The sequence below is a fragment of the Yoonia vestfoldensis genome, assembly GCF_002158905.1.
GTDB lineage: Bacteria > Pseudomonadota > Alphaproteobacteria > Rhodobacterales > Rhodobacteraceae > Yoonia > Yoonia vestfoldensis_B.
Window position 1 is genome coordinate 1,539,071 of the sequence record NZ_CP021431.1, and the last position, 13,664, is coordinate 1,552,734.

At 62.8% G+C, this 13,664-nt stretch carries 12 protein-coding genes and 1 pseudogene; 5 read left to right on the forward strand and 8 right to left on the reverse strand.

Going from position 1 to position 13,664, the window contains the following annotated elements:
• From LOKVESSMR4R_RS07575 to dusB, 4 genes are all read right to left on the reverse strand, one after another.
• Complete coding sequence (locus LOKVESSMR4R_RS07575) at window positions 1-2,250, reverse strand: sensor histidine kinase NtrY-like (RefSeq protein WP_087207169.1); 2,250 nt, start codon at window positions 2,248-2,250, stop codon at window positions 1-3.
• Between the two features lie 100 nt (window positions 2,251-2,350).
• Window positions 2,351-3,724: a response regulator gene (locus LOKVESSMR4R_RS07580; protein ID WP_162290723.1), complete on the reverse strand. Its 1,374-nt coding sequence runs from the start codon at window positions 3,722-3,724 to the stop codon at window positions 2,351-2,353.
• Window positions 3,724-4,800, reverse strand: a complete 1,077-nt coding sequence (locus tag LOKVESSMR4R_RS07585) for a two-component system sensor histidine kinase NtrB (protein WP_087207174.1) — start codon at window positions 4,798-4,800, stop codon at window positions 3,724-3,726. The genes LOKVESSMR4R_RS07580 and LOKVESSMR4R_RS07585 overlap by 1 nt, the downstream gene beginning before the upstream one ends.
• Window positions 4,797-5,786, reverse strand: coding sequence for a tRNA dihydrouridine synthase DusB (gene dusB, locus LOKVESSMR4R_RS07590; RefSeq protein ID WP_204248740.1), 990 nt, complete (start codon window positions 5,784-5,786; stop codon window positions 4,797-4,799). Before dusB ends, LOKVESSMR4R_RS07585 begins: the two co-directional genes overlap by 4 nt.
• 196 nt (window positions 5,787-5,982) lie before the next feature.
• Here dusB and LOKVESSMR4R_RS07595 point away from each other — a divergent pair, with 196 nt between their 5' ends.
• The 3 genes from LOKVESSMR4R_RS07595 to LOKVESSMR4R_RS07605 are packed head-to-tail and all read left to right on the forward strand — an operon-like array spanning window position 5,983 to window position 8,065.
• Window positions 5,983-7,116, forward strand: coding sequence for a bifunctional 2-C-methyl-D-erythritol 4-phosphate cytidylyltransferase/2-C-methyl-D-erythritol 2,4-cyclodiphosphate synthase (locus tag LOKVESSMR4R_RS07595; RefSeq protein ID WP_087207176.1), 1,134 nt, complete (start codon window positions 5,983-5,985; stop codon window positions 7,114-7,116).
• A complete protein-coding gene (locus LOKVESSMR4R_RS07600) occupies window positions 7,113-7,601 on the forward strand; it encodes a phosphatidylglycerophosphatase A (protein ID WP_087207178.1) in 489 nt (162 codons plus the stop codon). Before LOKVESSMR4R_RS07595 ends, LOKVESSMR4R_RS07600 begins: the two co-directional genes overlap by 4 nt.
• The gene (locus LOKVESSMR4R_RS07605) at window positions 7,598-8,065 is read left to right on the forward strand and encodes a CinA family protein (RefSeq protein WP_087207180.1); all 468 of its coding nucleotides are present in this window, start codon (window positions 7,598-7,600) and stop codon (window positions 8,063-8,065) included. Before LOKVESSMR4R_RS07600 ends, LOKVESSMR4R_RS07605 begins: the two co-directional genes overlap by 4 nt.
• Here LOKVESSMR4R_RS07605 and LOKVESSMR4R_RS07610 read toward each other — a convergent pair.
• Complete coding sequence (locus LOKVESSMR4R_RS07610; RefSeq protein WP_087207182.1) at window positions 8,026-8,499, reverse strand: type II toxin-antitoxin system RatA family toxin; 474 nt, start codon at window positions 8,497-8,499, stop codon at window positions 8,026-8,028. The two genes, LOKVESSMR4R_RS07605 and LOKVESSMR4R_RS07610, sit on opposite strands and share 40 nt — an antisense overlap.
• A gap of 135 nt (window positions 8,500-8,634) precedes the next feature.
• Here LOKVESSMR4R_RS07610 and hpt point away from each other — a divergent pair, with 135 nt between their 5' ends.
• Window positions 8,635-9,180 carry a hypoxanthine phosphoribosyltransferase gene (gene hpt / locus LOKVESSMR4R_RS07615; protein ID WP_087212823.1) on the forward strand — a complete coding sequence of 182 codons (546 nt, stop codon included), beginning with the start codon at window positions 8,635-8,637 and terminating at the stop codon, window positions 9,178-9,180.
• Between the two features lie 105 nt (window positions 9,181-9,285).
• Here hpt and lipA read toward each other — a convergent pair whose 3' ends face one another.
• Both lipA and LOKVESSMR4R_RS07625 read right to left on the reverse strand, forming a co-directional pair.
• A complete protein-coding gene (gene lipA / locus LOKVESSMR4R_RS07620; protein ID WP_087212827.1) occupies window positions 9,286-10,245 on the reverse strand; it encodes a lipoyl synthase in 960 nt (319 codons plus the stop codon).
• A 102-nt stretch (window positions 10,246-10,347) separates the two neighbouring features.
• Window positions 10,348-11,469 carry a DUF6456 domain-containing protein gene (locus LOKVESSMR4R_RS07625; RefSeq protein ID WP_087207183.1) on the reverse strand — a complete coding sequence of 374 codons (1,122 nt, stop codon included), beginning with the start codon at window positions 11,467-11,469 and terminating at the stop codon, window positions 10,348-10,350.
• A 237-nt stretch (window positions 11,470-11,706) separates the two neighbouring features.
• On the opposite strand from LOKVESSMR4R_RS07625, the gene LOKVESSMR4R_RS07630 reads away from it, so the two are divergent.
• Window positions 11,707-12,003: a DUF6477 family protein gene (locus LOKVESSMR4R_RS07630; RefSeq protein WP_087212830.1), complete on the forward strand. Its 297-nt coding sequence runs from the start codon at window positions 11,707-11,709 to the stop codon at window positions 12,001-12,003.
• On the opposite strand, the pseudogene LOKVESSMR4R_RS07635 reads toward LOKVESSMR4R_RS07630, so the two are convergent.
• Window positions 12,000-13,549, reverse strand: a pseudogene (locus tag LOKVESSMR4R_RS07635) (trimethylamine methyltransferase family protein). The gene LOKVESSMR4R_RS07630 and the pseudogene LOKVESSMR4R_RS07635 sit on opposite strands and share 4 nt — an antisense overlap.
• Window positions 13,550-13,664: the final 115 nt, after the last annotated feature.

Consider the following 13,664-nt stretch of genomic DNA (forward strand, 5'->3'; position numbering starts at 1 on the left):
TCATGCTGGAATTCTTGCTTTTTCGTTCAATCGCTGCACCGCCGGCAGATGGATCACCGCCTGCGCGCCTGCGTGGCTATTGCCCGCAAAGATCGCGGCATCGGTCAGGATCAGCGTGCCGCCATGTTCTTCGATGATCTTTTTGACAATAGAAAGGCCAAGCCCGGTGCCTTTGTCGCGCGTCGTCACATAGGGTTCAAACAGGCGCGCGCGGTCTTCGGGCAGGCCGATGCCATTGTCGGAAATCGTGATGCTGACGCGGTTGGCCTCTTGCTGCATGGCGACCTTGATCTGCGGCGCGTAATCTGTGGCGCCGTGTTTTTCGATATAGGTTTCCGTGGCTTCGCCTGCGTTCTTGATCAGGTTCAGCAAGGCCTGCGAGATCATCGTCGCATCCATATCGGCCAGCACCGCATCACCTGGCAGATCGCTGGTGATCTTGACCTGCGGCTGGCCTGCGCGTTGCAGGGTGATCGCATCGGCCACCACCTTTTTCAGATCATTGAGCACCAGCACCGGTTCGGGCATCCGCGCGAATTTGGAAAATTCGTCAACAATCCGGCGCAAATCATTGGTTTGGCGCACGATCACATCGGTCATCTGGTCCAGCGCCTCGGCATCGTCACCGACCTGCGCGCGGAATTTGCGCTTGATCCGTTCGGCGGACAGCTGGATCGGGGTCAGCGGGTTCTTGATCTCATGCGCGATGCGGCGGGCGACATCGCCCCAAGCGGCCATGCGCTGCGCACTGACCAGATCGGTCACATCGTCAAAAGCCACCACATAACCTTCAAGCGCGCCACGTTCGGTGCGCCGCGGCGACATGCGCACCAGCAGGCTTTCTTGCTGGCCTTTGCGGATCAGGTTGATCTGGTCCTGCACAGACTCGTTGCCCGATTGGCGGACCTGTTCAAAAAGGGCGGCAAATTCCGGCACGGCGACCGAGAGCGAATGATCCGCGCTGTCGTCATTGACCGACAAAAGCCGCCGCGCCGACGGGTTCACAAAGGCCACGCGCCCATCCGCATCCAGCCCCACAACCCCCGATGTCACAGAGCTGAGCACCGAATCAAACAGCCGCCTGCGCCGTTCGGACATGCGGTTGCTGTTCAACAAAGCCTCGCGCTGGCCATGCAGCTGGCCGGTCATCTGGTTGAAATAATGGCCTAATTGCGAAATCTCGTCATCGCCTTCATCCTCGATCACGCGCACATCCAGATCGCCTGCCCCGACGCGCTGCGACGCCGAGACCAGCCGCCCGATCGGCCGCGACAACCGTTCGGCAAACCACAGCCCGCCCCAGACCGCCCCCAGGATCAGGATCAGCGCAAAGCCCAGATAAAGCAGCCCGAACTGGAACAACATCCGCCCCCGGTCACTGGCCAGCTGTTCATATTGCTGCACCGTTTCGGTGGTTTCATCCAGCAAGGCCAGCACATTGCCATCCACATCGCGGGTGACATAAAGAAACCGGTCGGGAAAGGTTTCCAGCGGGATCAGCGCACGGAATTCGTTATTCTCGGCATCCTCGAAAATCACCAGCCGTTCGGCGCGCGCGCGGGCGAAATCATCGGCGCCGGGGCGTTCGTAATCGAATTCATAAGACCCGACCGCCCGCGCCGCGATGGTCCCGGCACTGTCGATGACAAAAGCCTCGCTTAACCCGCGGTCGATCTGGCCCTGCACCTCGCCCAAGGCCAGCCGCAGATCGCCGTCATCCATGAACAGATCGCGCTGGCGTTCGCGGTTCAGATAGGCGGCCAGCCCCTGCGCATCGCGGGTCAGGTCCTGAATATGTTCATCCTCATAGGCCTGCGCGGTGGTCAGCGAGGTGCGCAGCACATTGCCCACAGGTTCCGAAAACAGCCCGTCCAAGGCCACCGACAGCAACAGCACCGAAAACACCGCGACCAGCACGGTGGGGATCAGCGCAAAGACCGCAAAAACGCTGGTCAGCCGCAGATGCAGCCGCGATCCGGCCGATTTCGCGCGCCGTGCCGCGATCATCCGGGCGACCAGCCGCATCACCAGCGCCATGACGATCAGGATATAGACAAGGTCGATCAGCAGCATCACCTGCAAAGCGCGCGAGGATGTCCCCTGCCCCAACGGCCCGACCACCCAATAGGTCAGCCCCGCCAGCACCGGCGCGCAGAGCAATAGCGTCAGCGTCAGCGCATTTTGCACATGCCGCTGCCGGAACCAGCGGCCCAGTCGCGTGAAATCCGTTCTCAGAAGGGTACGCTGCACGCGTGCCGCCTTTGATTGAGGCGGGGACGCCCCCCGCATGACCGCATTTGCCGTGGTGCCCCGCCTGCTGACGCAGGAAGGCCACGGTTCTGTTGCGCTTTTACATCAATTTGCGGCGGCGTGTCACGCGGATATCAAGGTCTGTGATCTTCTTGCGCAAAGTATTGCGGTTGATCCCCAGCAGATCGGCGCATTTCGCCTGATTGCCGCCGGTGGCATCCAGGGCGATTTCGATCAGCGGTCCTTCGACCTCTTTGAGGATGCGGTTGTAAAGGCCGGGTGGCGGCAGCACCCCGCCATGCAGGTCAAAATAGCGGCGCAGATGCTTGCCCACGCTGGCCGAGAGTTTTTCACCCTCCCCGCCAGAGCGCAAAGGCTCGATCGCGGGCTGGTTGCCCAGCACCATTTCCACCTCGGCGCGCGAAATCTCTTCCTCGGCGGCGGTAAAGACCAGACGGCGCACGGCATTTTCCAGCTGGCGCACATTGCCCGGCCAGCTATAGGCGCGCACCATATCGATGGCGGCTTGGCCAAAGCGGCGGGCGGGCGCGCCTTCGCGTTCGGCGCGGGCCAGAAAATGTTCGGCCAAAAGCGGGATATCATCCACCCTTTCGCGCAAGGATGGCACCGCGACAGTGACGCCGCCCAGACGGTAGAACAGGTCTTCGCGGAAAGACCCCTCTTCCATGCGGGCCATCAGGTCGTTTTGCGATGTGGCCATGATGCGCGGCGCGTTATCGCCCAGACTGTCCAGCATCCGCACGATCCGCGCCTGATCCGCCTCGGTCAGGTCGCTGACCTCGTCAAACAGGATCGTGCCGCCGCGCGCGCGCGACAGGATCGTGGATGGCCCGTCCATCCCATCCAGATCAGCGGGGGCGACAACGATAAACGGCAGGCTGCGCCGGTCCGAAAAATCATGCACGGCGCGCGCGATCAGGGATTTGCCAGTACCGCTTTCGCCGGTGATCAGCACCGGCAGCTGGGTGTTCATCACCCGCGCGACCAAGCGGTAAAGCGCCTGCATGACACCGGTGCGCCCGACCAGCGGCAGATCACCGGCCTGTTCCGAGGCCGCCATATCCGGGGCGCGCGAAATCCCCGCGCGGCGTTTGGTTTCCAGCGCGCGCGCGGCGCGTTTCATCAGATCGGGCAGATCAAAGGGTTTGGGCAGGTAATCATAGGCATCCGCCTCGGCGGCCTGAATGGCGGTCATGATCGTGTTTTGCGCCGAAATCACGATCACCGGCAGACCGGGGCGCAGGGCGGCGATTTTCGGCAGTTGATCCAGCCCGTTGCCATCGGGCATGACGACATCGGAAATCACCAGATCGCCCTTGCCCTCATCCACCCAGCGCATCAGCGTCACCAGCGAGGACGTGGCATGGACCTTGCAGCCCGCCCGCGTCAGGGCCTGTGTCAGGACGGTGCGAATCGTGCGGTCATCATCGGCAACCAGAATTGTCCCGTCCATCAATCTTCTCCTGTTTCAGTCTCTTTGGGCGCAAGCGGCAACGAGATGCGGAAACAGGTGCGCCCCGGCACCGAATCCACCGTGATCCACCCGCCACCATCCCCGATCAGTTTCGACACCAGCGCCAGCCCAAGGCCGGTGCCGTTTTCCTTGCCCGATACGAAAGGTTCAAACACATCGCCCGCGATGGCAGGCGGCAGGCCGGGGCCATCGTCGATAATCTCGATCTGCAGGGGCAGCCGCGATTGGGTGCCATCGGTGCGCCGCACCCGCAAAGAGGTGTCGTAAAACGTATGCAGCCGGATCGCGCCGCCGTCCTTATTGGCCTCGGCTGCGTTTTTCAGCAGGTTCAAAAACACCTGCAACAGCTGATCCGCATCCGCCATGGTGCGCGGCAGAGAGGGATCATAATCCTCGATATAAAGCATATGCGCGCCGAACCCGACCGAGGCCGATTGCCGCGCGCGGTCCAGCACATCATGGATATTCACCGGCTTAAGCAGCGGCGGGCGCAGATTGCCGAATTGTTCGACCTGTTCCAGCAATTTGACGATCCGGCGGCTTTCCTCGACGATCAGATCGGTCAATTCGCGGTCTTCGCTATTCAGCCCCATCGACAAAAGCTGCGCCGCCCCGGTGATCCCCGCCAGCGGGTTCTTGATTTCATGGGCCAGCATTTCGGCCATGCCGATCGCAGATTTCGCCGCCTTGGCCGAGGAATGGTTCTGCGTCACACGGCTGGCAATCTCGCGCGGGCTGATCATCACGATCATCACGTCATCGCTGCCTTGCAGCGGGGTGAATTGCAGATTGCACATCATTGGCGGGTTTTCCCCGCTGCCGACATCGACATCATTCACGAACAGCGACGTGCGGTTCTGGCGCGCGCGGGCGAAAGGCGCCTCTAGCGGGGCGTCGATCATCACCTTTTCCCAGATCCGCTGGCCGATCAGCGACCGTGTGGACAGGTTCAGGAAACTTTCCGCCGCAGGATTGCTTAGGATGATCGTATCCTCGCCGTCCAGCAGCAGCGCCGGCACCGGCAGCGACGACCAAAGTGCGGTATCTTGAATCATGCGGCCACCTGCATCGCCAAAGCATCCGCCAGATCGCGCAGCACCGCGTCGGGGTTGTCATGCGTCAGGATCGCCTTGCGCAGACGAATGGGCGTGCCAGCCGCATCCATATACCAGCCCAGATGTTTGCGCGCGACACGCCGCCCCAGATCCAGCCCGTAGAACGACAGCATCGCGCTGTAATGGCATGCGACCATATCGACCAAGGCTGCGCCCTGCGGCACCACTGGCAAGGCCGTGCCATGCAGCCGCGCCGCGACCTGCGCCAGCACCCAAGGCCGCCCCTGCGCGCCGCGCCCGATCATCACGCCATCGGCCCCCGACAGCGCCAGCGCCTTTTTCGCGGCCTCTGCCCCGGTGATATCGCCATTGGCGATGACGGGGATGCTGACCGCATCCTTGATTTGGCGGATCGCGGCCCAATCGGCAGCGCCTTTGTAGAATTGGCAGCGCGTGCGCCCGTGGATCGTGACCAGCCTGATGCCCGCATCCTGCGCGCGGCGCGCCACATCGGCGGCATTCAGGCAATCATGGTCCCAGCCCAGCCGCGTTTTCAGCGTCACGGGCAGTTTCACCGCTTTCACCACCGCATCGATCAGCCGCAAGGCGTGGTCGGGGTCGCGCAGCAAGGCCGACCCGGAATAGCCATTGGTGACCTTTTTCGCGGGACAGCCCATGTTGATGTCGATCATCGCGGCGCCATTGGCTTCGATCATGCGGGCGGCCTCGGCCATCCAATGCGCCTCGCGGCCCGCGATCTGCACGGCCGTGCCGGCCTGGTCATAGCCCAGTTCCGCCCTTTCGCGCACGCCGGGCTTGGCCTGCACCATTTCCTGGCTGGCGACCATTTCGCTGACGACCCAGCCCGCCCCGAAAGAGGCCACCAATTGCCGGAACGGCAGATCAGTGATCCCCGCCAGCGGCGCAAGGGCGACGGGCGGTTGCAAACGGACCCGGTCAAGAAGGATGGCGGTTGTTTCGGTCAAAAGATACTACATCTGCCTAAAGGGTAAGCGCTGCTGCGTGAGTAAGCCGGAAAGCACCACATCACAACGTCAGACGCATAGGATTATCACGCATTAAAAGCATATGCTTAAAAATTAGTCAAAGCGCCTGACAAAGAGACGAATTGCACCGCAGGGCGCAGCGGCTTACACCAAGCCAAACAACCACGGAACCGCCATGACCACCACCGCCATCATCGTCGCCGCAGGCCGCGGCAGCCGCGCAGGCGGCGACATTCCCAAGCAATGGCAATGCCTTGGCGGGCGCAGCATTGCCGCGCGGGCGATGCAGCCTTTCGCGGATCATCCTGACGTCGCGCATCTGGTGCTGGTGCTGCATCCGGACGATCTGGCCAGCGATATCTGGCGCGACACGCCCGCAGCGCAGGTTGTCGCGGGCGGGGCCACGCGCAAGGCCAGCGTGATGGCGGGGCTGGCCGCGGTGCCTGCGGGGACCAGCCGCGTGTTGATCCATGATGCCGCGCGCCCGCTGGTCAGTGCCGCGATCATCGACCGGGTGCTGGCGGCGCTTGGCACCCATCAAGGGGCTGCCCCGGCGGTGGTGGTGACCGATACGTTATGGCATGGCGCGGGCGATCTGGTGACCGGGGTGCATCCCCGCGACGGGCTCTACCGCGCGCAGACGCCGCAGGGGTTTCAGCTGGCCCCGCTGCTGGCCGCGCATCAGGCGCAGCAGGATGACGCCACCGATGATGTGGCCGTGGCCCGCGCCGCAGGGCTGGACGTGGCCATCGTGGCGGGCGATGAAAGCAATATAAAGATCACGACACCGGATGATTTTGCCCGCGCGGCACGCTTGATGAGGCAAGAGATGGATATCAGATGTGGCAATGGCTATGACGTGCACCGTTTCGGGCCGGGCGATCATGTCTGGCTTTGCGGGGTCAAGGTCCCGCATGGGCGCAGCCTGCAAGGGCATTCGGACGCCGATGTCGGCATGCATGCCGTGACCGATGCGATCTATGGCGCGCTGGGCAAGGGCGATATCGGCCAGCATTTCCCGCCATCCGATCCGCAATGGAAAGGCGCTAAAAGCCATATTTTCCTGCGCCATGCGGTTGGTCTGGCGCAGGATGCAGGCTATCAGATCAGCAATGTCGATTGCACCTTGGTCTGCGAATATCCCAAGATCGGCCCGCATCAAGGCGCGATGAAAGCCGCCCTTGCCGCCATCATGGGGCTGGACGCGGACAGGATCAGCGTCAAAGCCACCACATCCGAACGCTTGGGCTTTACCGGCCGCGAGGAAGGCATCGCCGCGCTGGCAACCGTGACCTTGGTGAAACCATGAGCAGGATCATCGCCACATTCTTTTATATCGGCCATCTGCGCCCTGCCCCCGGCACTTGGGGCTCGCTTGCCGCCCTGCCCGTTGCTTGGGCGCTGGTCATGCTGGCCGGTCCTTGGGCGCTGGTTGCGGGAATCCTGCTGGCCTATGGCCTTGGCCATTGGGCGACGGGGGTGCAAACCGCTGGCAAGGCCGACCACGACCCCTCCGAGATCGTGATCGACGAGGTCGCAGGCCAATGGGTCGCCTTGCTGCCTGTCGTCTTTGGTGCCGCGATGCGCGATGCGGACCTGCTGGCACTCTGGCCCGGCTGGGTCGCGGCCTTTGTGCTGTTCCGGCTGTTTGACATTACCAAATGGGGGCCCATCGGCTGGGCCGACCGGATGCATGGCCCCACGGGCGTGATGCTGGATGATGTGATCGCGGGCTTTTTCGCGGCCATCGGTGTCGTGGCTTTGGCCGCTTTGTTCCATCTGGTGCTGCTGTGACGGCAGCGGCGATCCTGACGGCCGCAAAAGCGCGCGGCATCCTGATCGCCACCGCCGAAAGCTGCACAGGCGGCATGGTCAGTGCGGCGCTGACCGATGTGGCGGGCAGTTCCGCCGTGTTTGACCGCGGCTTCGTGACCTATACCAATGCCGCCAAGATGCAGATGCTGGGTGTGCGGCAAAGCACGCTCGACGCCCATGGCGCGGTGTCCGAAGAGGTGGCAGGCGAAATGGCGCAAGGGGCGCTGGCCCATTCCACTGCGACGCTGGCGGTTGCGATCACCGGCATCGCAGGCCCCGGCGGATCAGAGCATAAACCCGAAGGCCGCGTCTGTTTCGGCCTTGCCATGCGGGATAGCTGCACCACCCAGACGGTCGAATTCGGTCCCTTGGGGCGCGCGCAGGTGCGCAGCGCCGCCCGGGATCACGCCTTGGGATTGCTGCTGGCGGCGCTGGCGCCGTAAAGATCCTGCGCGCGGCGTTCAAAGGCGCGCACGATCCGCTGCATCGCCTCGTTGAAAAACATGCCCGCAGCCCCCTGCAACAACCGGTTGCGGAATTCGAAATCCACAAAGAACGACACTTCGCAGCCGCCGTCCACATCGCGGAAATTCCACTGGCTTTCCATATGTTTGAACGGGCCGTCCAGATAGGCGGTGTCGATCCGCTTGATCTCGGGCCAGAGCGTGACCTTGGAGCCGAAAGTTTCGCGAAAGACTTTGAAGGAAATCACCAGATCGGCCAGCATCACCAGATGATCGCCGTGATCCTTGGTCTCGCGGATGCGGGCGGCCGCCGTCCAGGGCAGGAATTTGGGGTAATTGGCGACATCGCCCACAAGGGCATACATCTGGTCTGCGGAAAACGGCAGCACGCGGGTTTCGGAATGTTGTGGCATGGTCTGGCCCCTCTCGTGCGCGATGTCGGCCAAAACGCGGCCGGTTTCAAGGGCTTTGGTCCAGAAAGCCGCGGCATGGATTGTCGCAGCCGGGGATTTGCGGCACAACGGCGCAGCCAAAGACCGGAGACAGCCATGCCCACCGACCATCCCCCCTATGTCATCGACCAGATGATCAGCGCCAAATCCATCGCGGCGCGGATCGAAAGCCTAGCCCGCGAGATCGCGACCGAATTTGCCGGCACCGACAAGCTGGTGGTCGTGGGGCTGTTGCGCGGCTCTTTCGTCTTTATCGCCGATCTGGTGCGCGAGCTGGATCTGCCGGTCGAGGTCGATTTTCTGGAAGCATCATCTTATGGCGACGGCATGACCAGCAGCCGCGAGGTGCGGATCCTCAAGGATCTGCGCGGCCAGATCGAAGGGCGTGACGTGCTGGTGGTCGAGGATATCGTTGATACCGGCCATACGCTGGCCCATGTCACCAAATTCCTGTTGTCACGCAATCCCGCACGGCTGCGCAGCATCGCGCTGCTGGACAAGCCCGCCCGCCGCGAGGTTGATTTCAAGGCCGATTGGATCGGCTTTGAAATCCCCGATGAATTTGTCGTGGGCTATGGCATCGACTACGGCCAGCGCAACCGCAACCTGCCCTATATCGGCAAGGTCCGGTTCACGCAGTAAGCCGCCCTATCCGCGATGCGCCCCGGACTTGATCTGGGTGCCCGCCCCGGACTTGATCCGGGGCCTCGCGCTATTGAGTATTTTTGGAAAAAAGAAGCCAGGGCGTCAGCCGCGGCCGAGCTTTTTGTTTCGTGCCTCGCGCAGCCGCGCGAAATCATCGCCTGCGTGATAGGACGACCGGGTCAGCGGCGTGGCCGAAACCATCAAGAAGCCTTTGCCATAGGCGGCTTTTTCATAGCCTGCGAATTCTTCGGGCGTCACGAAGCGGTCGACCCGGTGGTGTTTCGGCGTCGGTTGCAGATATTGCCCGATGGTCAGAAAATCGATATCGGCGGCGCGCATATCATCCATCACCTGTTGGACCGATTGCTTGTCTTCGCCCAGCCCCACCATGATCCCCGATTTGGTGAACATCGCAGGGTCCAGTTCCTTGACCCGTTGCAGCAGGCGCAGGCTATGGAAATAGCGCGCGCCGGGCCGCACCTGCGGGTAAAGGCCGGGCACGGTTTCAAGATTGTGGTTGAACACATCGGGGCGTGCCGCGACCACGGTTTCCAGCACGGAGGGATCGCAGCGGATGAAATCGGGGGTCAGGATTTCAATCGTGGTGCCGGGCGATTGGCGGCGGATCGCGCGGATCGTCTGGGCGAAATGTTCCGCCCCGCCATCGGCGATATCGTCGCGGTCCACCGAGGTGATGACCACATGGTTCAGCCCCAGTTTCTTGACCGCATCGGCGACGCGGCCGGGTTCAAAGACATCCAGTGCCTCGGGCGGTTTGCCGGTGGCGATGTTGCAAAAGGTACAGGCCCGCGTGCAGATTTCGCCCATGATCATCATCGTGGCATGGCCCTGTGACCAGCATTCGCCGACATTGGGGCAGCCGGCCTCTTCGCAGACGGTGACCAGCTTATGTTCGCGCATGATGTCGCGGGTGGCTTTATACCCTTCAGAGGTCGGGGCCTTGACCCTGATCCAATCGGGTTTCTTGGGCTGGGGCGCATCCGCGCGGCGCTGTTTTTCCGGGTGACGCTGGGCCGGAATCTTTAGATCGCGTGGGGACATGGTTTCGCTCCGGTAAGTCATGTCTTACAGCTAGCCTTGCCGGGGCGATTTGTCCAATGCCAAGCATGGCCCGCATGGCGGACCTGCGGCCTGCGCATGGGATCAGCCGATCATCGGCCCATAGCGCCCCGCATTCTGCGCATAATGCCGCGCCAACCGGTCCAGCGCGATGCGCAGCACGATCTTGCCAGATCGCGCCGACCAGCCCATGGTCTTTTCGGTCTGTTCCAGCCCTTCAAGCAGGCAACAACAGCGCAGCACCACATCGCCCAGGCCGGGGCCGAGATCGGCAAGCGCGCTGCACACCCTGTCATAAGCGGCCCTGGCCGCCGGGGCCGCATCCGCCTGCAGCACTGGCACTTGCCCCAGCGCGGCCTGATCCCAGCCTGCCCCAGCGCCGGTTGCCAGCTGCGCCAGTTCGAAATCCTCGCGCAGCCGCTCGCCGGTGGCGACAAGCGCGCGCGACAAGAACAGCGCCCCGTCGCGGTCCCGCCGCCGGGCCAGCCCGACCAGCGGGCTTTCGGTGACATGATAGCGCGGTGCCGCTTGCTGTTCACGCCCCAGGCTGACCATGTCCCAGCAGCGATCCCGCGCCGCCGTGGCGCGTTTGTCGTCAAAGCCCCCGGCGCGGTTTTCATCCTGCGCGGTCAAGCGGCGCAATGCGGCGCGCCCGGTATGGGTGATGAAATAGCGCGCGACCCGCGCCTCGGGATCGGAGCAGGCGATCCAGTCTTTCAGCGCCATCGCCTGGGCAATTTCGCGGTCGACCTTGGTCGTGCAAAGCTGGTCGCCGGATTGGTCCTGGCGCACCACCACCGCGGCCGCCATATCGCGCGCCGCCGCCAGCACTGCCCCCGGTTCGCACAGCCGCCGCAGGATGCGCCGTGCCTCATGGTTGATGCGGGTTTGGGTCAGAGGGGCGGCCTGGTCGGGCGCGCCCAGCGGGATATCCAGGGTCATTGGTCCGGCTCCTTTGGGCTGCTGGCGGGGACCGGCGCTGGCCTGCGCCGAGAGGGATTTCAACGCGCCGTCGATCAGCAGGTCATCGCGGCGGATTTCCAGCTTGCGGACCTGGCGCAGCACCGTCGAGGGGTGACAATCCTGCGCCCGCGCAAGCGCGCGGATCGACATCCCGGATTCTGTATGCACCAGGTAATTGCGGACTGCCTCGGGCAGCCAAGCGGGGTAAGTGTCGGACCGTTCTGGCCCCGGCCGTACCGTCATTTTCCTGTTCCTTTCCTGTCCCCATCGCAGCCAGGCAAGACCCGCAGCCTGTCAGAGGCGGCGACTCAACCTGAACATGTGTGGTTACCCAATTGTCAACACAGCTTTGCGTCCGTCAATCATTGTTACGAAAGGATAAATAAATCTGAGGGCAGCGTTCTTAACTTTTGATGAATAGGCAACACCCGTTTGGGTTGTGCCATGCTCTGGGCAGAATCTTACCCGAAAGGCCCAAATATGCTTGATGTCATGACCCTGATCCGCAACCTGCGCCGCCCCAGCCTGCTGGCGCGCGCGGCCCGTTTTGGCGCGGATGATTACCGCCGCGAGACAATGCTGCCACGTTTGTTGAAAACGGAAAAATTGCCGCGCCCGGCGGCGGCAGTGATGGCGCTGCTGGACCTCGAGGCCGCCGTCGAAGACCAGCGCCGCGCGCAGACGGGCGATTATTCGCCCGCCCGCCATGTTGAATTGCTGATCGCGATCACCGGCGAGGCGCGGATGCTCTCGGCCAGCGCGTTGCGCGCGGTTTAGCCGAAAGCATCCGGCATAGAGGCTTTCTTGGCGGCGACATAGGCGCGCAGCCGCGCCTCGATCTCGGGATCAAGGGGGGCTGCTGATAGGTGTCGACCAGTTTCTGCACCCTTGCGCTGGCCAATGCGACCGTATCGCGCGCGCCTTCTTCGTCCCAAGTCTCGAAGGGTTTGTAATCGAACAGATCCGACCGCCAGAAGGCCGCTTTGAAATTGGATTGCGTATGTTCGCAGCCCAGGAAATGCCCGCCGGGGCCGACCTCGGCCAAAGCATCCATCGCCTGCCCGTTTTCGGACATATCCACGCCGCGCGCGAAATGATGCAATGTGCCCAACTGATCGGCATCCATGACGAATTTTTCAAAACTGGCGACCAGACCGCCTTCGAGCCAGCCACAGGCATGCAGCATGAAATTCACGCCCGACAAAAGCCCCATATTCAGGCTGTTGGCGGTTTCATAGGCGGCCTGCGCATCGGGCAGTTTACTGCCGCAGAACGACCCCGCAGAGCGGTATGGCAGGCCCATGCGCCGCGCGAGCTGCCCCGCGCCATAGGTGATCTGGCTGGCCTCTGGCGTCCCGAAGGTCGGCGCGCCGGAATTCATGTCGATCGAGGCCACGAAAGTGCCAAAAACCACCGGCGCGCCGGGGCGGATCAATTGCGAATAGGCGACGCCCGCCATGACCTCGGCCAAGACCTGCGTCAGCGTGCCGGCGACCGAAACGGGTGCCATCGCGCCGCCGACGATAAAGGGGCTGATGATCGAGGCCTGATTATGCCGCGCAAAAACCTCGAGCGCGCCCATCATGATACTGTCAAAAGTCAGCGGCGAGTTGATATTGATCAGCGAGGTCATCACCGTATTGTCGCGCACGAAATCCGCGCCGAACAGGATTTCGCACATCTCGATACTGTCTTGGGCGCGGCTGGGTTCGGTGACAGAGCCCATGAAGGGTTTGTCGCTCAGCACCATATGCGCCAGCAGCATATCCAGATGCCGCTTGTTGACCGGCACATCGGTCGGCTCGCAGACCGTGCCGCCCGAATGATGCAGCCATTTCGACATATAGGCCAGTTTCACGAATTTTTCGAAATCGGCCATGGTCGCATAGCGCCGCCCGCCTGCGGCATCGCGCACGAAAGGCGGGCCGTAAACCGGGGCCAGCACCAGATTCTTGCCGCCGACCACGACATTGCGTTCGGGGTTGCGGGCATGCTGGACATATTCCGATGGCGCGGTGGAACAGAGCTTGCGCGCCAGCCCGCGCGGGATGCGCACGCGTTCGCCGTCAATCTGCGCGCCCGCCGCTTTCCAGCGCGCCAAAGCATCAGGGTTATCAACGAAATTCACGCCGATTTCAGCCAGCACGGTTTCGGCATTCGCCTCGATCACGGTCAAGGCCTCTTCGGTCAAGACCTCGTAATTGGGGATATTGCGCGCGATATATTTCGCGGTTTCGACGCTGACCGCCGTGCGTTCGGCCCGCCGTGCGGCCCCGCCGCCACCGCGCGCGCGACGTGGTGAAGTAACAGCTGCATCCGACATGGCGATTCCTCTTTGGGCAAAGTTCGGGTCTTTCTACCGCCACCTCTGCCGCCGCCCTGCCGTGTTTACGCCCCTTCACAAGCGAAAACGACATCGCCCACGCGCGTCTTGCTCT

Excerpts from the sequence above, each read along its gene's own strand:
- LOKVESSMR4R_RS07580 (WP_162290723.1), bottom strand. The coding sequence starts at position 3,724 with ATGGACGGGACAATTCTGGTTGCCGATGATGACCGCACGATTCGCACC.
- LOKVESSMR4R_RS07585 (WP_087207174.1), bottom strand. The coding sequence starts at position 4,800 with ATGATTCAAGATACCGCACTTTGGTCGTCGCTGCCGGTGCCGGCGCTG.
- LOKVESSMR4R_RS07595 (WP_087207176.1), top strand. The coding sequence starts at position 5,983 with ATGACCACCACCGCCATCATCGTCGCCGCAGGCCGCGGCAGCCGCGCA.
- LOKVESSMR4R_RS07600 (WP_087207178.1), top strand. The coding sequence starts at position 7,113 with ATGAGCAGGATCATCGCCACATTCTTTTATATCGGCCATCTGCGCCCT.
- LOKVESSMR4R_RS07610 (WP_087207182.1), bottom strand. The coding sequence starts at position 8,499 with ATGCCACAACATTCCGAAACCCGCGTGCTGCCGTTTTCCGCAGACCAG.
- hpt (WP_087212823.1), top strand. The coding sequence starts at position 8,635 with ATGCCCACCGACCATCCCCCCTATGTCATCGACCAGATGATCAGCGCC.
- lipA (WP_087212827.1), bottom strand. The coding sequence starts at position 10,245 with ATGTCCCCACGCGATCTAAAGATTCCGGCCCAGCGTCACCCGGAAAAA.
- LOKVESSMR4R_RS07625 (WP_087207183.1), bottom strand. The coding sequence starts at position 11,469 with ATGACGGTACGGCCGGGGCCAGAACGGTCCGACACTTACCCCGCTTGG.
- LOKVESSMR4R_RS07630 (WP_087212830.1), top strand. The coding sequence starts at position 11,707 with ATGCTTGATGTCATGACCCTGATCCGCAACCTGCGCCGCCCCAGCCTG.